This window comes from Curtobacterium sp. MCBD17_035, assembly GCF_003234815.2.
In the GTDB taxonomy this organism is placed as follows: Bacteria; Actinomycetota; Actinomycetes; order Actinomycetales; family Microbacteriaceae; genus Curtobacterium.
The window spans coordinates 1,473,350-1,492,980 of the sequence record NZ_CP126279.1; the positions used below are offsets into that span (position 1 = coordinate 1,473,350).

16 protein-coding genes are annotated in these 19,631 nt (G+C 73.3%); 10 read left to right on the plus strand and 6 right to left on the minus strand.

The features are described 5' to 3' along the window. Positions 1-117 precede the first annotated feature (117 nt). Entirely contained in the window at positions 118-1,008 is an 891-nt protein-coding gene (locus tag DEI93_RS06965; RefSeq protein WP_111008761.1) for a helix-turn-helix domain-containing protein, read from the plus strand. On the opposite strand, the gene DEI93_RS06970 is transcribed toward DEI93_RS06965, so the two are convergent. Then, a complete protein-coding gene (locus tag DEI93_RS06970; RefSeq protein ID WP_111119125.1) occupies positions 995-2,467 on the minus strand; it encodes an aminotransferase class I/II-fold pyridoxal phosphate-dependent enzyme in 1,473 nt (490 codons plus the stop codon). The genes DEI93_RS06965 and DEI93_RS06970 overlap by 14 nt on opposite strands. 192 nt (positions 2,468-2,659) lie before the next feature. Between DEI93_RS06970 and DEI93_RS06975 the strand changes: the two genes are divergently transcribed. Then, positions 2,660-3,742: a glycerate kinase family protein gene (locus tag DEI93_RS06975; protein ID WP_258372156.1), complete on the plus strand. Its 1,083-nt coding sequence runs from the start codon at positions 2,660-2,662 to the stop codon at positions 3,740-3,742. Positions 3,743-3,767: 25 nt separating this feature from the next. On the opposite strand, the gene DEI93_RS06980 is transcribed toward DEI93_RS06975, so the two are convergent. Further along, positions 3,768-4,067 carry a glutaredoxin family protein gene (locus tag DEI93_RS06980; RefSeq protein WP_181435967.1) on the minus strand — a complete coding sequence of 100 codons (300 nt, stop codon included), beginning with the start codon at positions 4,065-4,067 and terminating at the stop codon, positions 3,768-3,770. Positions 4,068-4,077: 10 nt separating this feature from the next. Continuing rightward, positions 4,078-6,060, minus strand: a complete 1,983-nt coding sequence (locus DEI93_RS06985) for a sugar phosphate isomerase/epimerase and 4-hydroxyphenylpyruvate domain-containing protein (protein WP_220037842.1) — start codon at positions 6,058-6,060, stop codon at positions 4,078-4,080. Positions 6,061-6,380: 320 nt separating this feature from the next. On the opposite strand from DEI93_RS06985, the gene DEI93_RS06990 reads away from it, so the two are divergent. Further along, positions 6,381-7,637: an FAD-dependent oxidoreductase gene (locus DEI93_RS06990; protein ID WP_111119124.1), complete on the plus strand. Its 1,257-nt coding sequence runs from the start codon at positions 6,381-6,383 to the stop codon at positions 7,635-7,637. Positions 7,638-7,656: 19 nt separating this feature from the next. Here the strand turns inward: DEI93_RS06990 and DEI93_RS06995 are convergent, their stop codons facing one another. Then, positions 7,657-8,532 (minus strand): UbiA family prenyltransferase, encoded by an 876-nt coding sequence (locus tag DEI93_RS06995; protein WP_111119123.1) that lies wholly within the window; start codon positions 8,530-8,532, stop codon positions 7,657-7,659. A gap of 134 nt (positions 8,533-8,666) precedes the next feature. Here DEI93_RS06995 and DEI93_RS07000 point away from each other — a divergent pair, with 134 nt between their 5' ends. The 3 genes from DEI93_RS07000 to DEI93_RS07010 are packed head-to-tail and all read left to right on the plus strand — an operon-like array spanning position 8,667 to position 11,388. Further along, positions 8,667-9,740 (plus strand): heavy metal-binding domain-containing protein, encoded by a 1,074-nt coding sequence (locus DEI93_RS07000; protein WP_111025986.1) that lies wholly within the window; start codon positions 8,667-8,669, stop codon positions 9,738-9,740. Beyond that, positions 9,737-10,561 carry a heavy metal-binding domain-containing protein gene (locus DEI93_RS07005; protein ID WP_111008766.1) on the plus strand — a complete coding sequence of 275 codons (825 nt, stop codon included), beginning with the start codon at positions 9,737-9,739 and terminating at the stop codon, positions 10,559-10,561. Before DEI93_RS07000 ends, DEI93_RS07005 begins: the two co-directional genes overlap by 4 nt. Continuing rightward, complete coding sequence (locus tag DEI93_RS07010) at positions 10,558-11,388, plus strand: hypothetical protein (RefSeq protein WP_111036375.1); 831 nt, start codon at positions 10,558-10,560, stop codon at positions 11,386-11,388. The genes DEI93_RS07005 and DEI93_RS07010 overlap by 4 nt, the downstream gene beginning before the upstream one ends. A gap of 21 nt (positions 11,389-11,409) precedes the next feature. Here the strand turns inward: DEI93_RS07010 and DEI93_RS07015 are convergent, their stop codons facing one another. After that, positions 11,410-12,630, minus strand: a complete 1,221-nt coding sequence (locus DEI93_RS07015) for a toxic anion resistance protein (RefSeq protein ID WP_111119122.1) — start codon at positions 12,628-12,630, stop codon at positions 11,410-11,412. 181 nt (positions 12,631-12,811) lie between these two features. Beyond that, positions 12,812-15,010, minus strand: a complete 2,199-nt coding sequence (locus DEI93_RS07020; protein ID WP_181435966.1) for a glycoside hydrolase family 36 protein — start codon at positions 15,008-15,010, stop codon at positions 12,812-12,814. Between the two features lie 279 nt (positions 15,011-15,289). Between DEI93_RS07020 and DEI93_RS07025 the strand changes: the two genes are divergently transcribed. The 4 genes from DEI93_RS07025 to DEI93_RS07040 are packed head-to-tail and all read left to right on the plus strand — an operon-like array spanning position 15,290 to position 19,619. Then, a complete protein-coding gene (locus DEI93_RS07025; protein ID WP_111119120.1) occupies positions 15,290-16,639 on the plus strand; it encodes an ABC transporter substrate-binding protein in 1,350 nt (449 codons plus the stop codon). Further along, positions 16,626-17,597 carry a carbohydrate ABC transporter permease gene (locus tag DEI93_RS07030; RefSeq protein ID WP_258370061.1) on the plus strand — a complete coding sequence of 324 codons (972 nt, stop codon included), beginning with the start codon at positions 16,626-16,628 and terminating at the stop codon, positions 17,595-17,597. Before DEI93_RS07025 ends, DEI93_RS07030 begins: the two co-directional genes overlap by 14 nt. Continuing rightward, a complete protein-coding gene (locus DEI93_RS07035; RefSeq protein ID WP_258372155.1) occupies positions 17,594-18,559 on the plus strand; it encodes a carbohydrate ABC transporter permease in 966 nt (321 codons plus the stop codon). Before DEI93_RS07030 ends, DEI93_RS07035 begins: the two co-directional genes overlap by 4 nt. 31 nt (positions 18,560-18,590) lie before the next feature. Beyond that, positions 18,591-19,619, plus strand: coding sequence for a LacI family DNA-binding transcriptional regulator (locus tag DEI93_RS07040; protein ID WP_111025996.1), 1,029 nt, complete (start codon positions 18,591-18,593; stop codon positions 19,617-19,619). Positions 19,620-19,631: the final 12 nt, after the last annotated feature.

A 19,631-nucleotide genomic window follows, 5' to 3' on the forward strand; every position in this document is an offset into this window, starting at 1 on the left:
GTCCCCTCGTCCGTGGACCATGCTGGCCGTGTCGCCCGTCCGGCGGGATCGTCCCTGCGTTCCTGGGGACGGCAGGACCAGGAACGCGGTCCGGGAGGACGACTAGCGTTGCCGGACATGGACGACGGCAACCCGCTCGGCGAGTACCTCCGCGCGCGACGGGAGCAGGTCCGACCCGAGGACGTCGGTCTCACCGTCCGCGGCCTCCGCCGCGTCCCCGGGCTCCGGCGTGAGGAGGTCGCGATGCTCGCCGGTGTCAGCGCCGACTACTACCTGCGGCTCGAACAGGGTCGCGACCGCAACCCGTCGGCCCAGGTGCTCGCGGCGCTGGCCGACGCGCTCCGCCTGGACGCGCCCGCGACCGATCACCTCATGTCGCTCGCGGCGCAGCGCGCACACCGTGCTCCGACCCGTCGCACCGGACCGGACCGGGTCCCCTCCGGGGTCGCGATGCTCCTCGAGTCCCTCGGTATCCCCGCGTTCGTCGAGACCCGGACGTTCGACGTGCTCGCCGCGAACCGGCACGCGTCAGCCCTCGCCCCCGGCTTCCGGCCCGGGCGGAACCGCCTGCTCGACGTGTTCCTCGACCCGGCCGAGCGGGAGCTCTGGCGCGACTGGGACCGCGCGGTCGCCCGCCTCGTCGCCGGGTTCCGCGCCTCCGTGGGAGCGGCGACGGACGATCCCCGGTGCGTCGAGGTCGTCGGGGAGCTGTCGCTCCGCAGTCCGCTGTTCCGCACCCTGTGGGCGCGCCACGACGTCCGCCCGGTCGAGGGTGCCCCCACCGAACTCGTCCACCCCGAGGTCGGACCGATGACGCTGCTGCGCGAGAAGCTCGCGGTCACCGGCACGGACGGTCAGGTGCTCGTCCTGTACCACGCGGAGCCGGGGTCGACATCGGAGGCCGCGCTCGCGCTGCTCGGATCGCTCGCCGCGACGACGGCGCCCGCGACGACGACGACCGCCGCTGCGGCCGGGCCCGCCGCAGCGGAGGACCTCACTCGACCATGACCCGGATCGTGCCGAGGCTGCCGTCGGTCGGATCGGGGAGCACCATGCCCGCCTCGAGCCCGCTCCTGAGGTAGTCGATCACCTCGGCGGTCAGGCGTTCCCCGGGCACGTACGCGGGGACGCCGGGCGGGTACGGGGTCGCCTGCTCGGCGGCGATCCGCCCCGCGGCCTCTTCGGCGGGGACGTTCTCGCACTCGCCGAAGAACGCCCGGCGCGGGGTGACGACGGACTCGAGCAGCAGCTTCGACGGGTCGGGGATCCGCACCTCGGGCGACCGTGGCAGCTCCGACGCCGACGCGGCCAGGGACTCGAGCCCGTGCACGAGCCGGTCGGTCGTGAACGCGTCGTCGGCGACCGAGATGTCGATGCCGAGGTGCCGGTGGTCCGACAGGCCGAGGTCGATGCGGTGGTGCTCGCGGAGCCAGTCGAGTCCCTGGTACCCGCTGATCCCGAGCTCGTGGACGTCGAGGAGCATCCGCATGGGGTCGAGCTGGTGCGACGCCTCGGCGCCGAGGAGCTCGTCACGGAGCACGTGGATCCCGTCGATCGCCTCGATGCGGTCCCGCGTGCGGTCGGCCAGGTCGACGGCGCTCCGGATGAGGCCCGCCCCGTCCCGCACCATGTGCCGACGCCAGCCGTCCATCGCCGCGTAGATGAGCACGTTCGGGCTGGTCGTCATGAGCATGTCCGCGCACGCCCACAGGTGGTCGTGGTCGACGAGATCGCCCTTGAGGTGGAGCACGGACCCCTGCTCGAACCCGAGACCCATCTTGTGCACGCTCGTCACGCACACGTCCGCGCCGGCGTTCATCGCCCACGTCGGCAGGAGTTCCGAGAACGGCAGGTGCGCACCCCAGGCCTCGTCGACGATGAGCGGCTTGCCGAACTCGTGGCACACGGCGGCGATGCCCTCGATGTCCGCGCAGGTGCCGTACGGCGTCGGGCTCACCACGAGCGCGCCCGCGGCGTCGGGGTGCTCCTGCCACACGGCGCGGTAGTCCTCGGGGGAGGCCGGGTGCGAGATGTGCTGGTCCGCGTCGAACCGCGGCGTCACCCAGTACGGCTGGAGTCCGGAGAACACCAGGCCCGCGGTCACGGACTTGTGCGCGTCCCGCGGCATGATGATCCCGCCGTCGACACCCGCCACGGCGAGCATCGCGGCCTTGACCGACAAGGAGCTGCCGCAGGTCGAGAAGAACACGGTGTCGGCGTGCACCGCCTGGGCCATGAGGGCCTCGGCCGTGGGCAGGTAGCCGTTCGACGAGGTCCGGTCGTCGAGGCCGCCGCTCTCGAGCACGTCGTCGCGGAACGGGTCCTTGCCGAGCACGGCGAGGGTGTCCGCGTCGATCCCGCGGCCCTGCCGGTGCCCGGGCGGCGAGAACCCGTAGCGGTCGCGGCCGTGGTAGTCCCGGAGGGCGTCGAGGAACGGTGCGTCGGCCTGGTCGAGTTCGTCGCTCATGCACCCCGTCTACCGTCCGCCCGGCGACCACGATCCAGGAACCGTCCCGGGCCCTCGCCCGAGGGACGCACCAGCGCGCGTGAGGAACGCACCAGCGCGCGCCCGAGGGACGCACCAGCGCGCCGGCAGTAGCGTGTGCCACGTGAGCGACGGCGCGAGCGGCGGCAGCGGACCCGACCGGGGTCGGCCCTGATGCGCGTGCTCGTCGCTCCCGACGCGTTCAAGGGCACGGCGTCGGCGGCGTCCATCGCCCGTGCGCTCGCCCACGGATGGCGCGCCGAGCGGCCCGGTGACGTCCTCGACCTCGCACCGATGGCCGACGGCGGCGAGGGCACGATCGACGCCTTCGCCACCGCGTTCCCCGACGCCGAGCGCGTCCCGGTCGTCGTGCGCGACCCCGACGACCGGCCGGTGCACGCCGAGTGGCTCCGGCTCCCGGACGGCCGAGGCCTGGTCGAACTGGCATCGACGAGCGGCATCACCCTGCTCGACCACCCCCGGCCGGACAGCGCCCACACCCATGGCTTCGGTGCCGCGATCGCCGCCGCGCTCGGGGCGGGAGCACGCGGAGTCGTCCTCGCCATCGGGGGGAGCGCCTCGACGGACGGCGGTCTCGGCGTGCTGCGGGAACTCGGACTCCGCCTGCGCCCACCGCTGGGGCCGGACGACACCGGCGGTGCCGCGCTCGACCGGATCGAGGCCGTGGACCGCGCCACGCTCCGTCCGACCCCGGAGGGCGTCCGGATCCTGACCGACGTCACCGCCCCGCTGCTCGGGCCCCGGGGCGCCGCCGCCGTGTTCGGACCGCAGAAGGGCATCACACCGGATCGCGTCCCCGTGCACGAGGCACGGTTGCGCCGATGGGCCTCGATGTTCCCCGACGTCGACCCGGACACCCCGGGAGCGGGAGCCGCGGGCGGCACCGGGTTCGGCCTCCTGGCCTGGGGCGGGACCATCGCACTCGGCGGCGAGGCGGTGGCCGAGGTCCTCGACCTGGCCGACCGCGTGCTCCACGCGGACCTCGTCGTCACCGGCGAGGGACGGTTCGACGGTCAGACCGCGGGCGGCAAGGTCGTGGCCGTCGTGCAGGCGCTCGCCGCGGCCGCACGGCGCCCGGTCGCCCTGGTGGCGGGGGAGATCGCCGTGGACCCGCGTGGGTTCGCGCACGCCGTGGCGCTCACCGACCTGACGGACCGGGCGTCGGCGATGCGGGGCGCGCTCGCGTGGTCTCGCACGGCCGGGGCGCGGCTGGCGGTGGCAGCGAGCGCCGCATGAGCGGCGCGCGCGCCACGTCCGTGGGTCAGGCCACCGGCTCCACGACGCCGGCCGTCGCGAGCTCCTCGGTCAGCTCGGCGTCCGACGGCTCGACCACGTGCCGGCCGTTCGGGAACACGATGACGGGGATGCTCTTCCGGCCGCTGATCGCCTCGGCCCGGGTGGCGCCGTCCGCCACCGCCTCGAGGTCGACGTACTCGTAGTCCACCGCGAGCCGGTCGAGCAACGCCTTGGAACGACGGCAGTCCGAGCACCAGGCAGCGCCGTACATGGTGACGCGGTCGGGAGTGGTCAGGCGGGCGTCGAGTGCTGCGGCATCGGTCATGCACCCGACGTTACGCGCGACGTGTCCGCCGCGCGACCCCGCGGCGGTCGACCCCGCGGCGCTGTCCGTGGTGCTCGACCATCGCCGCGACGACCGCCGCGTCGCCGACCCCGGAGCCGTCGTACCCGCCCCGCCGCTCGACGACCTCGAACACGACGCCACCGAGCGGTTCGACCACGGCGTGCAGGTACGTCCCGGATGCGTCCACGTCCACGAGCACGGCGGCGTCCCGGAGCCGCGTCACCGTGACCTCGTCCAGGCCGGTCCGCGCGGCGAGGTCGTCGTGGTAGTTCGGCGGCGTCGGCAGGAACCGCACCCCGGAGTCCCGCATCCGGGTCACCGTGCCCACCACGTCCGCGCTCGCGAGTGCGACGAGTGTCGGTGACGGCGCATCGGACGAGGGCGCTGGCGTCGTCACCGCGATCCGGACGGTCGGACCTGAGGTCGTCGTCGCCCCGGTCGTGAAGAGCCGCCGTCGCGCCAACCCGTCCGTCCTCGGTGCGTCCGCCGCCACGGGACCGTCCACCCCGAGTACGGCCCGCAGGAAGCCGGTCGTCTCGTCCGTGCGGTCCCACGGCACGGTGATCCCGACCAGGTCCACACCGAGCAGGTCCGACGCCGCCGCGGACGCTCGTTCGCCGGTCGGTCCGAAGTCCCGGGACCAGGACGGTGTCCCGTCCGCGCTGCGGCCACCGAACGCCACGCCGGTGCCCTCCGGGGTGGGCACCACGTACTCGTCGGTCCCCTCCGGCACGGACCCGTGGGGCAGCACCGGCGCCCCGAGCGCCCGGGCCCGCGTCGCTGCCGCCGCCGCGTCCGCCACCCCGAGGCCGACCGCCGCGACCCGCGCGGCCAGCCCGGCCTGCGCGGCGTCGACGACGACCCGGAGGCCGCCCGCCTCGAACAACTCCGTCCGACCGGTCCGGTGCCGCCCCACGCATGCGAGACCGGCGCGGCGGAGCAGCGCGACGAGCGCTCCCTCCGCGTCCGGCGCGAGCACGACGTGGGTCGTGACCGGCTCCGGGACGGCGGGCAGGGCCTCCAGACCGTGCGCTGACCATCCGACCGCCGCCGGCCGGGAGGACCGACCCGGCTCCTCGGCGCCGCACCCGGTGTCGCCCCGTTCGTCCAAGTCGTGCTGCGGGTCCGCGTCCACGCGGTCCCGGTCGGGCGCCGACCGCAGGACCCGCGTCGCGTCCTCGAGTGCCCGCAGCGACCGGCGCGCCGCCCGTGCCGTCACCGTCGGGTCGGTCTGCCGGTACACGTCGTTGAACACCTCGAGCGACAGCGTCCCCGCGAACCCGGTGTCGAGCACGTGCGACAGGAACCCGGCCAGGTCCCAGTCGCCCTCGCCCGGGAACCGCCGATGGTGCCGGCTCCAGCGCAACACGTCCATGTCGAGCACCGGCGCGTCCGCCACCTGGCACGACATGATCCGCTCACCGGGGATCTCCGCGATCGTGCCGAGGTCCGTGCCGCGGGCCAGGATGTGGAAGCTGTCGAGACAGATGCCGAGCGCCGGGTGGTCGACCTCGCGGACGATCCGCCAGGCGTGGTCGTAGGTCGACACGTTCCGGCCCCAGGCGAGCGCCTCGTACGCGACCGTCACCCCGTTCCGCTCCGCGAGCTCCGCCAACGCCCCGAGCTGGTCCACCGCCAGGGCGTCGTCGTCCGACACGGCCGTCGCGACGTTGGAACACAGCAGCATCGTGGAGATCCCGAGCCGGTGCATGAGGGCGAACCGCTGCTCCGCGCGCCGCAGGTTCGCACGGAACACGTCGTCCGGCACCTGCTCGAGGTCCCGGAACGGCTGGTAGACGTCGAGCTCGAGACCGAGGTCACGCGCGCGTGCGGCGACCTGCTCCGGACGCAGCCACCCCGTCACGAGGTCCTGCTCGAACAACTCGACGCCTCGGAACCCGGCGGCGCTCACTGCCTCGAGCTTCTCCTCGAGCCCGCCACCGAGGCTCACCGTCGCGATCGCGGCCCTCACGACCGGACCTCCGCGGGGACGTGCACGGACCGGGGCGGCACCGCGGCGCCCGCACGCACGCACGCCGAGGGAGGCGGCACGGCCGTGGGCAGCACGGAAGGGGCGTGCGTCGTCATCTGGTGCTCCCGTTCGGGTTCGGGGCGTGTGGGGACGGGTCGAGCGACGCTGCTCGTGTCCGGACCGGACCCGCTGCCGGATTCGGGCTCCGGACGGGTCGAAGGCGAGCATGGTCTGCCCGTGTGGCCGAAGATAGCCCGTCCGGACCACCGAGGTAAAGCGGCCCGGCACGGCCGTGCGGTCCCGTCGCTAGGCTCGGCGACATGTCGCAGGAGCGCACGGACGTCCTCGTCGTCGGCGGCGGTCCGGTCGGCCTCTTCCTCGCCGCGCTCCTGGCGCAGGCCGGCGTCGACGTCGCCGTCTGGGAACGGCGCGCCGGAGCGCCGTCCGGCTCCCGCGCGATCGGGATCCACCCGCCGTCGCTCGACGCGCTCGCCGCGGTCGGCGCGACGGCACCGGTGCTCGCGGAGGCGGCGCGGGTGGACCGCGGGACGGCGCGGAACGGGGGACGTCCGATCGGCTCGCTGTCGTTCGCCCGAGCGTCGTCGACCCATCCGTTCGTCGCGACCCTCGACCAGCACCGCACGGAGGCGATCCTCCGGGAGCGTCTCGCGGCCCTCGCCCCGGGATCGCTCCGCACGGGCACGACACTCACCGCACTCGAACGACGGCGGGACCGCGTCACCGCGCAGGGGAACGGCCCGGAGGGGCCCGTCACGCTGACCGCACGGTTCGTCGTCGGAGCGGACGGCGCCCGGAGCGTCGTCCGCGACCGCATCGGGGTCCGCAGCCACGGGCGGGACTACCGCGACCGGTACGTCATGGGCGACTTCGCGGACGCGGAACCCCCGTGCTCCGGTCGCGGCGGCTCGGGCCCGTCGCCCGCGACCACCGCACTCGTCGACGTCGGTCGGCACGGGGTCGTCGAGTCGTTCCCGCTGCCCGGCGGTCGCCGCCGGTACGTCGTGCTCCGCTCGGACCCCGCCGACCGGCACGGGCGGGACGGCGCGTCACTGGATCGGGACGCGCGCGCGCCGGGCCGGCCGCTCGACCCGGACGACCCCGACCCCCGCGCCGCCGCACACCTGGCGCGGACGATCCGGGAGCGCACCGGCACCGAGGCAGACCCGGAGACCTGCACCATGCTCAGTCCGTTCCGGGTGCGTCGCCGCACCGCCGAGCGGGTCGGGGTGGGCCGGGTCGTGCTCGTCGGCGACGCCGCCCACGAGATCAGTCCGATCGGCGGACAGGGCATGAACCTGGGATGGCTCGACGCGGCCGCGCTCGCACCGATCCTCGCCCAGGCCGTGGCCACCGGCAGCGCCGGCCCATGGCCGGAGTACGCGCGGCACCGACAGGCCGCGGCGCGTCGGGCCGCGCGGCAGGCCGAGCTGAACATGGCGCTCGGGCGACCGGCTGCCGGCCCCGCGCTCGCGGTCCGGGAGGCCCTGCTGCGGACGCTCCTGGCCCTGCCGACCGCGGACGCCCTGGCCCGCGTCTACGCCATGCGGTGGGCCTGAGGGCGAGGTCCCAGGCGGGTCACGCCGCGAGTCGTGCGCCGGAGAGCGCCAGCTGCACCACGACCACGAGCGACGCGATGATGACGAGGCGGAACAGCGTGCGCGTCGGGGGACCGGTGAGCACGAGGCGGATGCCCACCGCGGCGAGGACGACCACCGCGACCGCGCCCGCGACCGCCAGGGCGAGCGCCGGACCCCGCGCGGGGTCGTCGCCGGTCGTCTGTCCGACGAGCACGAGCCCGTCCGCCACGACGAGCGCGGCGAACGCCAGGACGCCCGACGCGTGCAGCCCCAGACGATGCGGGAATCCCCGGACCCCGGTGGCGGCGTCGTCGACGAGGTCCGGCAACACGTTCGTGCAGTGGATCGCGACGCCGAACACCGCGCCGATGGCGATCGCCCAGGGCGCCGGCCACACCGCTGGCATCCCGCCGGGCCCGAGGCCGCTGTCGGCGGACACCGCCACGACCGGCAGCAGCCCGAACGCGACGACGAACGGGGCGACGGACCACACGCGGCGCTTGAGTCCGGCGTCGTACGCCCACCCCGCGGCGACGAGGACGAGGTGCGCGGCACCCGCGACCAGTCCGAGCGGTACGGACAGTAGCACCGCGGCGACGGCGGTGCCGATCGCCGCGCGGCGGACCGTCGCGACGGGCACGAGCCCGCGCGCGACGGGCTTGTCGCTGCGGCCGACGGCACGGTCGCGGTCGGCGTCGATCCAGTCGTTCGCCAGGCCGATCGACAGCTGGCCCGCGAACACCGCGAGCGCGACGAGGAGCACGCTCCACACCGGGTGTCCGACGGCGACGGCGATCACCGTGGCGAGCACGGTCACGGCCACGGTCGGACCCGGGTGCGACGCGGCGAGGAGCAGACGCACCCGGGAGGTCACGGCGCCAGCCTACGGACTGCCGGGAACCTGAGCGTTCTCGCCGTTCCCAGCGCGCCCCGCGCCTGGCATGCTGGCGGGGTCTCCCGTGTCCGCGCGCCGTCCGCGCGCCGAACCGGGCCGACGGAGGGGAACGCATGGACGGCTGGGCCGGGGGGCTGCCGCCCGCTGCGCACGACCGCATCGAACGCCAACGGTCGAGCGGCGTGGCCGGGTCGTTGCTGTCCGCCGCCGGCGCGGCCGCGATCCGCGCGGTCGACCTCGCGCCGGTCGGCGAGGTCTTCGGGTGCGTGGTCGAGCAGCTCGCCTACGCCGGTGGCGGATGTGGTATCTGGTCGTCGGGGCTGAACATCCCGTTCGGCGGCGGGTACTCGGCCTTCCCCAACGGTTCCGGCACGGCGACCCTCGGACGCTCGGGACCGTTCGGCTCGGGCGGCTTCGGGTCCGGACCCTTCGCCTCGGGTCCGTTCGCCTCCCAGCCCGGCGGGTACGTCCCCTGGACCTCGCCCGTCCTCACCACGGGGAGCGACGGCCGGAACGCCGGCTTCGGCTCCTACGTCCACGCCGTGCAGGAGGCCTGGCACGGGGCGCTCGACCGGATGATCGCCGAGGCTGCGGCCCTCGGCGCCGACGGTGTCGTCGGGGTCCGCATCCGGCGCACGCGGCTGGAGACCGCGACCCACGAGTTCACGGCGACCGGCACCGCGGTGCGCACGCTCGACGCCTCGGTCTCGCCGCACGCGCGGTCGGCACGCGACGTCTGGGCGGCCGGGTCGACCGCCGAGGAGGTCGCCGCCCTCATCCGCTCGGGCTGGGTCCCACGCGGGATGGCGTTCGGCGTCTCCATCGCCACGAAGCACGAGGACCCGCTCCTCAAGTCACAGCGGAGCGTCTGGTCGGGCAACGTCGAGATCGAGGGCCTCACCGAACTCGTGAACGCCGCCCGTCACGACGCCCGGGTGCAGCTCACCCGTCGCGCCGCACCGCTGAACGGCTCGGACATCGTCATCACCGGCAGCAGCCTCGGCGAGTTCGACACCCCGTGCGGCGAGGAGGTCGACCTCCACGCCGAAGCGACCTTCACCGGCACGGTCATCGCGCCGGGCCCCATGCACGCGTTCCGCGACCACTCCGCGACCGCCGCCGCCCGGCGCGACGTCACGACCGTGATCCCGCTCCGCGACACCACGAGAGGAACCACCCGCCGATGAGCACCACCGGACCCGACCTGTCCCGCGTCCCGCTCCCCGCCGACGCCACCGCGCGCCTCGACGAGGGACGGCGCCGCCTGTTCACGTCGGACCTGTCGGTCAACGAGTTCCTGCTCGTGCGGCAGGCCGGGTTCCGTCCGGTCGGTCTCGTCCTCGGCTCGAGCGTCTACCACGTCGGGATCCAGACGGGACGCTGGAGCAAGAACATGGAGCTCGACAAGCTCAGCCAGGCGATGTACCACGCCCGGGAGCTCGCCATGACGCGCATGGAGGCCGAGGCGGACCGACTCGGTGCCGACGGCATCGTCGGTGTCCGGCTCGAGATCGAGTTCAAGGAGTACGGCAACGACCTCGCCGAGTTCGTCGCGGTCGGCACCGCCGTCGTCGCGGACGCCCCGCCGCCCACGGGCAAGTGGCGCAACACCCGGGGCCTGCCGTTCACGTCGGACCTGTCCGGGCAGGACTTCTGGACCCTCATCCAGGCCGGGTACGCGCCCCAGGGCCTCGTCATGGGCACGTGTGTCTACCACATCGCCCACCGCGGCATGATGGCGTCGCTCGGCACGATCGGCCAGAACACCGAGATCCCGCAGTACACCGAGGCCCTCTACGACGCGCGGGAGCTCGCGATGGGCCGGATGCAGACCGAGGCCGAGTACCTCGACGCCGAGGGCATCGTCGGCGTGCAGCTCCTGTCGCTGCCGCACCGGTGGGGCGGCCACACGACGGAGTTCTTCGCGATCGGCACCGCGGTCCGGCCCCTGCGCGAGGACCACGTCATCGCCACGCCGGGGCTCGTGCTGCCGCTCACCGACCGATGACCGTGTCGCTCCCGGTGCCCCTGCCGTCCGCGGACGAGCCGCAGGCGCTCGTCGAGGCGCTCGCGGTGAACGCCGCGCGCGCGCTCGGCCCCGCGGCCGACGCGGCGCTCTCGGTCGAGCGCGACCGGTCGCTCGGCGATCGCCTCGCCGGGCGTCCCGGGACGGTGACCGCCCTCCGGCTCGAGGGCGTCGACGCGCGCATGACGTTGCGCCTCGAGCGGCACCGACTCACGGGGGAGGCTGCGCAGGTCTCGGGCGGCGTCGTGATCGCGCGTCGGGCGATGCCGCTCGGCGCATGGCTCCAGGCGTTCGCGGGCGAGGTCGCCGCGGTGGCCGCGGACGCCGCGGGTGACGCGGCCGTGGCCGCACGGGCGCTCGCGGCCCTCGGTGTCGCCCCGGCCGCCGACGTCGTGCGCGTCGACCCGTCGGACGTCGCCGGCGGTCTGCTCCCGCTCCGCGCGGCCGTCGCCGGACGCGTGCCCGAGCCGGCCGCCGCGATCGTCGACCGGATCGCCACGGCCCTCCAAGAGGCCCTGCCGCGCGTCACCGGCACCGGCGAACCCGAGGTCGTGGTCACCCGGACGGCGACCGACTACCTGCCCGAGACGCTGCGGGCGTACCTCGCGCTCCCGGCGGAGTGGGCGGCGCACCACCGGCTGTCCGACGGCCGGACCCCGGCCGAGGCGCTCGTCCAGCAGCTCACCGCGCTCGAGCAGGCGGCCGCGCGGATGCGCGACGCGGCCGTCGAACGCGACGCCGACGCCCTCCTCGTCAACGGGCGCTTCCTCGACGACCGGTTCCGGACCTCCCGGCTCGACCTGCCCTAGCCGCCCGGCCTGCCACGCGCGTCAGGCGGTCCGGCTCGCGTCCTCGGCGTGGGAACGAGCGAGCGCTCCGCGGGCACGGTCGACCTGCGCGCCCAGCGCGTCCACCGTCGTCGCCATGGACTGCACGGCACCCGCTCGGTAGGCGTCGATCGCGTCCATCGTCGCGAACACCTGGTCGAACGCGTGCTGGAGGGTCTCGACGCTGACCCCGGACGACGTCGCCTGCTCGTGCACGGCCGCGGTCTGCTGCCGGAGCAGGTCGCTCGTCCGGCCGATCATCGCGTCGGTCGCCGAGTTGAGCGCGGCGACCTGTTCGAGGACGAGCCGCTGCTGCCCGAGCGCCTGCGCGACGACGATGGCCGTGCGGAGCGCGGCGACGGTGGTCGTCCGTGCGCGGTCGACGCCGCGGATGAGCTCGAGGTTGTTCTTGCGGATGAGGTCGAGCGCCAGGTACCCCTGCACGGACACGGCGATCTGCGTCGCGAGGTCCTGCCGCCGCTGCCGCACGGGGAACAGCGCGTCGGCGACCAGCGCGTCCGCCGCGCGGTCGTCCGAGGCCCGGAGCGCCTCGGCCTTCGCGCTGATCGCGTCGTCGAGGGCGGCCGCCAGCGTGGCGTACTCCGCGAGTCGTCCCATCGTGGCCCACAGCTCCGCCCGCTCCTGCTCGATGGCGGCGTTGTCCCGGCGCAACGAGTCCTGACCGGACACGAGCGCCGTGATGATCGCGTCGAGTTGCTGCTGCGCGGACTCGTACTTGTGGAAGTACCGGGCGATCCGGTTCGCGCCCGGCAACCGACCGAGCAGGCGGCGTGCGCCGGTCAACTCGGCGCGCGCGGGGTCGAGGTCCGTGACGGTCTCGCGGAGGTCCTGCAGCGTCCGGGCCACCGCCGCCTGCGGATCACCCGCCGGGCCCTGGCCCTTCGCGGCGGCGAGCGACGTGGCGGGCCGCTCGAGCATGCGGCTCGATACCTGCGACGCCGACCGGATGTCCTGTTCGCCCATCCGCACGAGGTCGTCGACCCGCTTCGTGAACTCGGGGCTGCCGGGCTGCTCGGCGGCGAGTGCATCGGCGAAGGCGCGGGCCTTGTCCTGCAGTTCCGACCGCTTGTCGGCGGGGACGGCCACCATGCCGACGGCCTGGTCCGGCTCCACCTCGGGCACGGCGGCCGGCGGCGTGAGCTGGAGCTCCTGCCCGGTGGGCTCCGGCGGGGTCAGCGGTGCGTCGAGGTCGAGTTCGGACATGCGGTGTTCCCCCTCCGGCGACCGGCCGTCGGCGCCCGCGCCCAGCGTAGGGCCGGCGGCGTGGTGTGCGCCGGACGGCTCCCTGAGAAGACGGTCATCGTCCAGGGCCGACGGGCGCAGCGCGATCCGGGCGCGGCGGCCCGCTCCTGGTGGGGCGGCGAACCGCCGCGGCCGTTCCTCCTCAGACCGTCAACCGGTACATCCGGGCCTGCGCGTTCCCCGCCTCGGTGCCGATCGTCAGCCCGGCGGTGGTGGGCGTGACGGACCAGGGCGCGCCGACGCCGGCGGGCGGGTAGACCTGCTCGACGGTCGGCACGCTGCCACCCAGGTGCGGCAGGGCGAGCTCGACGTCGCCGGCCGCGGCCGGGAGGCGCCACACCACCAGGAGCGTCTCGTCACCGGCGTCGAACGCGACCGACAGCCACTGGTCGTCCCACGTCGGCAGCCCGGTCGGGAACCGGGGGACCGCGCGGGCGAGGGTGTGCTTGGTGGCCTGGTGGGCCTCCACGGCGGCACCGACCAGGGCGAGCTGGTCATCGTCCATGCCGCTGAGCACGCCCGCGAGGTACAGGCGACCGGCGAGCCCGGCACCCATCGCGAACACGATCTCCTCGTCCGACATCGTCGGCTGCGGGTACGCCCAGTTGCCCGCCTGCTCGGGCAGCACGTGTGCGAGGGCCCCGACGGCGATCGCCGGGTACAGGAGCGGGTCCTGCTGGTCCGAGGTGGACTGCAGCTGCAGGGTGCCGAGCATCGCGGGATCCGAGCGCATGGCCCCGGATCCGCAGTTCTCGATGACCAGGTCCGGGTGGCGGTCGAGCACGTCGCCGAGCCACGCCAGCAGCGCCCGGTCGTGTTCGAGCAGGCCCTGGCCCGCGGACTCGGCGCCGACGTCCGTGCCGGCGCCGGGCGTGACGTTGTAGTCGAACTTGAAGTAGCCGATGCCGAACTCGGCGATGAGCCGGTCGACCGCCTCGTCGAGGTGTGCGCGTGCCGCCGGGGAGCGCATGTCGAGGAAGTACCGCTGGTGCTCGCGGATCCGTTCGCCGTGCCGTCGGAGGAACGCCTCGTCGGGGAGCGTCTCGGCCGCGGTGCTCGTGACGCCGACCACCTCGGGTTCGAGCCAGACCCCGGGCACCATGCCACGGTCCCGGATGTGGTCGACGACCGCGCCGAAGCCGTCCGGGAACCGCAGGGTGGACGGCCGCCAGTCGCCGACGCTCGCCCACCATCCGGCGGAGTCGTCGTACCAGCCGGCGTCGATGCAGAAGTACTCGGCACCGGCCCGCGCTGCTGCGTCGACGAGCGGCAGGAGCTTCGCCGTGGTCGGGTCGCCCTCGAGCGTGTTCATGTAGTCGTTGAACACCACGGGCAGCGTGTCACCGACGGGGTGCGGTCGTCGGGCCGCGCGTCGATGTGTGGCGAGGTTCCCGAGGGCGTCCTCGAACGACGCCGCGACGGTCACGGTGACGGGCACGGTCGTGAACGTGACGTCGGGCGTCAGGGTGAGCGACCACTGGTGGTCGGCGTCCTCGGGACCGAGCAGCGCGACGTAGGCAGCGTCGTGGGAGCGGTCGCCCTTCGGTGGTCCGTACGGCTCCGGCGCGCGGACCCGGTCCTCGATCGGCACGGCGCCCCGGTTCCAGTCGGGGTCCTCGCCGACCTCCCAGTGCCAGGCGCCGTTGTGCTCGATCTGCCACGCGAGCGTTCGGCCGGTGCTCCGGGCGACGGCGGCACCCGCGGGGTTGTACAGGCCGGACGACCACGTCGAGGTGCTCGTGGCGGCGATGCGGTTCCGGCTCGTCTCGCCGCGCGCCCCGGGGTCGATGGACGGCAGACCGGGAGCGCGGAGCGGGGTGGGCGCCCACCGGTTCTCGGCGGACCACCCGGTGCGCGCCGACCAGATGTCGAGGTCGTCGATGTCCTCGGAGACCACGGCCCCGGTGGCGAGACTCGTGACCGCCCAGAGCGTGAGGGGAGCCGCGCCGTCACGGAGCGACACGGTCGTCACGGTGCGGACGGCGGGCGCTCCGCCGACGAGCTCGAACCGCGAGGTCACGACGAGCCCGTCGGGGTGCTCCTGGCGGATCTCGAGGCACTCGCGCCCGGGCCGTCCGTCCATCGCGGGCTCGGTCGTCGCGACGTGCGTGACGTACCGGAGGCCCGCGCCGAGTTCGGTGCCGTCGAACCGGTAGCTGTTGTTCCGCCGCCCGTACCGGGGCGCGAGCACCTCGACGAGGGGCTGCGTGGGCAGCAGGTCGTCCTGGATCCGCGGCGCCGGAGCGGCCGGACCCGCCAGTGACACGAGCCGGACCGGCCCGTCCTCGTCGGCGGCGAACGTCAGGGTGAGGGATGAGGGTTCCCAGGAGAAGTGCGTCACGGTGCTTCCTCGCATCGGTCGGACGGGTCGGTCAGCGGCGACCGTAGCACCGCGAGAGCGGTTTTGGTAACGTTTACATTCGTTATCATCCCGTTACCGAACGCGCTTGACCGGCTTCCCGGCCGCCGGACATGATCGTCCCCACGTTCCGGAGCCGAGCAGCCCGGGACCCACATCTGGCCCAGGCGGACACCCCGTCCGCGGGTCTCCATCGGCGATGGCGCCGGTGGTCCGTCGGCGTGCCCGCCGGCGGTCTCGTCAGGACTCGAGGAGGCGTCCGTGAACGATCAGAAAGCCCAGCCCGGAGACGACGGACGGCTCTCACGCCGTGGGTTCGTCGGCATGGGCGCGGCCATCGCGGGCGGGGCCCTGCTGTCCCCCCTCGCAGTCGCCGGCGTGCCGTCCGGCGCCGCCGAGGCCGCCGTCCCGAAGAACGTGAAGGCCGACCTCGTCCTGTCGACGTGGGACATCGCCGCGGACCTCGTCACGTACGCGAAGTTCGCCGCGGCGTACAAGAAGACGCATCCCGGGGTGAACATCAAGATCCAGAAGACGCCTGGCGGCGACTTCAACCAGTGGTTCACGACACAGCTCAGCGGTGGGAGCGCGCCCGACATCGTCCGCGTGACGTGGCAGTCGTTCGGCCGGTACGCCGAGAACGGCGGCCTCATCGACCTGTCGAAGTGGGTTCCCGCGCGGTACGGCAAGGGGTTCCAGAAGAGCTTCTGGCAGGCGTCGCTGCTCGACGGCAAGCCGCACGCGATCCCGCAACACACCGACACGTTCGCGACCTACTACCGCAAGGACGTCTTCGCGGCGATCGGCGAGCAGCCCCCGGCGAGCATCGGGCAGGCGTGGTCGCTGTCCGAGTTCCACGACCTGCTCGTCAAGGTCAAGAAGCAGACCGGCAAGTACGGCATGGTCTACGGCTTCGGCGGTCCGAACACGGCCTACCGCTGGCTCCCGTTCCTCTACATGATGGGCGGCCGGTTGCTCGACAACGACCTGAAGAAGCCGATGATCAACACCAAGAAGGGCATCGCCGCGCTCGACTGGTTCCAGGGCCTGTACAACGACGGCCTCATCCCGAAGTCGAACACGATCAAGGCCTCGAACGACGCCTCGACGCTCAACAGCTTCACGACCGGTCAGGTCGGCGTCATGCTCTACGGCGACTGGCTCATGGGGGACGTCGGCAAGGGCCTCGATCAATCGAAGTGGGACGTCACGTACATGCCGAAGGGCAAGAAGGCCGCGTCCGACCTCGGCGGGAACCTGCTCGGCGTCTCGAAGTCGTCGAAGCACCCCGACGTCGCCGCCGACTTCATCAAGTTCGTCTGCAACCAGGCGAACATGGAGTACTTCTGCGAGAACGACCTGTTCCTGCCGATCCGCACCGCGCTCGACGCCGACTCGCTGCACTTCAGGTCCAACAACGACCAGATGAAGACGTTCGTGGAGCAGGTCGCCACGATCCCGACGAACATGGCGAAGATCGAGACGAGCCCGCAGTTCAACCAGATCAACGAGGTGCTCGCCGACCAGCTCGACCTCTGCTTCATCGGGACGCAGACCCCGAAGGAGACGGCGAAGAACATCTCGGACGGGATCAGCCGTGTCGTCGGCTAGCGAGGTCGCCGCGCGCGGGGTGGTCGGGTCGGTCGACGTGCGGCCGTCGTCCCGCACCGGCGGGCGGCCGCCGCGTCGGGGCGGGCGGCGTCGCGTCCCGGTCGCCGTGCCGTGGACCTTCGTCGCCCCGTCGCTGCTCCTCTTCGTCGTGTTCGCGTTCGGACCGATCATCGTGTCCGTCGTGCTGTCGTTCCAGGACGTGCAGACGTTCGGCGGCGGGAGCTGGATCGGTGGGAAGAACTACGCCGACATCCCGAGCGACCCGGTGTTCTGGACGAGCGTGTGGAACACCGTCGTGTTCACGCTCGGCACGGTGCCGACGTCGGCAGCGATCGGGCTGCTGCTCGCCGTGCTCCTCAACCGCAGGCTCCCCGGCCGCGGCGTCATCCGCAGCCTGTACTTCCTGCCGATGGTCGTGTCCGGCGTGGCCGTGTCGCTCGTCATGGCGTGGATCTTCAACGCCGACAACGGGATCGCGAACGCCGCGCTCCAGGCGCTCGGGCTCCCGCGGATCACCTGGTTGTCGTCGCCGCACTGGGCCATGGCCACGGTCATCCTCACGGTGGTCTGGGGACGGATCGGGTTCTGCATGGTGACCTACCTGGCGGCGTTGCAGAACATCAACCCGAGCGTGCTCGAGGCGGCGAGCGTCGACGGTGCCGGCAGCGGCAAGCGCTTCTCGAACATCGTCTGGCCGCTGCTGCGACCGACGACCTACATCCTCGTCGTGCTCAACGTGGTCTTCTCGATCCAGGCGTTCGACGTCATCTACGTGCTCACCGGCGGTGGTCCCGGGTTCTCGACGACCGTGCTCGTGCAGTACATCTTCCGGGCCGCGTTCACGCAGGGGACGATGGGGTACGCGTCCGCCGTCGGCGTGCTCCTCGTGCTGACGCTGCTCCTGCTGACACTGGTGCGGAACGTCCTCGCGCGCCGCACCGAGGAGGACCAGGCATGAGCACCTCGACATCGCGTCCCGTCGAGCGGGTCGGCAGCTCCACCGCCGTTCCCGCCCGTGCCGTCGGACGCTCCAGGGCCGGTCGTCCGGGAGGCACGGCACGCGTCGTGCGCACCCGTCCCGACCGGCGCGTACCGATCCAGGACCGGATGACCCCCGCGCGGTGGGTCATCTGGGCGGCGATGGTCCTCGGGGGACTCGTCATGGTGTTCCCGGTCTACTGGGTGTTCGTCACCGCGATCAGCCCGGGCGGCCTCGCCCAGACGTCGGGGTTCTCGCTGTGGCCGCACCGGGTCGACCTCGGGGTGTTCGCCAAGGCGTTCGCGGACCAGCCGGTGCTGACGTGGCTGGTCAACTCGGTGGTCATCGCGGTCGCCGGGGTCGTCATCTCGGTGTTCATCAGCGTGCTCGCCGGGTACGCGTTCGCGAAGTTCTCGTTCCGCGGACGGAACCTGCTGTTCGGCGCGATGCTCGTGACGATCATGGTGCCGATCCAGGTGGTCATGGTGCCCGAGTTCGTCATCATCTCGAAGCTCGGACTCGTCGGCACCCCGTGGGCCGTGATCCTGCCCTCGGCGGCACAGGCCGTCTCGATCTTCATGGCCCGGCAGTACATCCAGGCGATCCCGACCGAGCTCATCGAAGCGGCTCGGGTCGACGGCGCGGGGGAGTTCCGCACCTTCCGGACCGTCGTGCTGCCGGCGTGCGGCCCGCTCGTCGCGGTCCTGACGATCCTGACGTTCGTGTGGCGGTGGAACGACTTCGTCTGGCCGCTCGTCGCCCTGCAGAAGCCGGAGAGCTACACGATCTCCGTGGGCTTGTCCTCGCTGAACGGGTCCTACTCGCACCCGTGGGACGAGATCATGGCGATCACGCTCATCTCGATGATCCCCGTGATGATCGTGTTCTTCGTCTTCCAGCGGCAGTTCGTGCAGGGCATCGCGGAGTCCGGCATCAAGTGACCGGCGCGTGGTGTCGGGATAGCATCGTCCGATGGTCGAGCGTCCGCCCCGCGCGCCGGGCATCGCGGACGTCGCCCGGATGGCCGGCGTCTCGGTCGCGACCGTCTCCCGTGTCCTCAACGACCCGGGGGTCGTGAGCGAGCGGCGTCGGACCGCCGTGCAGGACGCCATCGTCCGACTGGGCTACCGGCCGAACGAGGCGGCCCGCGCGCTCAAGTCGGGTCGCCAGAAGATGATCGGCGTCATCACCGGAAACACGACCCGGTACGGGTTCGCCTCGGTGCTCCGGGGCATCGAGGAGGCCGCGCGTGAGGGCGACTTCCTCGTCACGATCACGGTCGTCGAGAACGGGGACCCCGACCACGTCCGGTCCGCGGTCGAGCTCGTGCTGTCCCAGCCGTTGTCCGGGATCATCGGCATCGAGTTCGACGAGTTCGTGACGGCGGCACTGGCGCGGATCCCCGCGACCATGCCGACCGCCACCGCGGCGATGGTCGGCACGAACCGGTCGGGCCTGCCCTACGCATGGCTCGACGACGAACTCGGTGCGCGACTGGCGACCGAGCACCTGCTCGCGCTCGGTCACCGCACGGTCCACCATCTCGCCGTCGACTACCCGAACGACATCGGGCACGGCCGGACGTACGGGTACCTGGCCGAGCTCGCCGCCCGCGACGCGCCGGTGCCGCCCGTGGTCGCCACGGACTGGGCCCCGATGAGCGCCCGGGCCGCCGCGATCGAGCAGCTCCCGGACGACGCGACCGCCGTGTTCTGCTTCAACGACGAGGTCGCGATGGGCGTGCTCCGGGCGATGGCGGACCAGGGCCGCGCCGTCCCCGGCGACGTCAGCGTGGTCGGGTTCGACGACATGCCCCTCGCCGAGGTGTGGACGCCCGGGCTCACCACCGTCCGGATGGACTTCGCCGGACTGGGCCGCGCCGCGTTCGAGGTCCTGCGCGCGACGATGGCGGGTGCCCCGCCCCCGACCGCGCGGGCGATCCGGCCCTCCCTCGTGGTCCGCGGCTCGTCGGGCGCACCCCGCGCCGCCGCGCGACCGTGACGCGTTCGACGG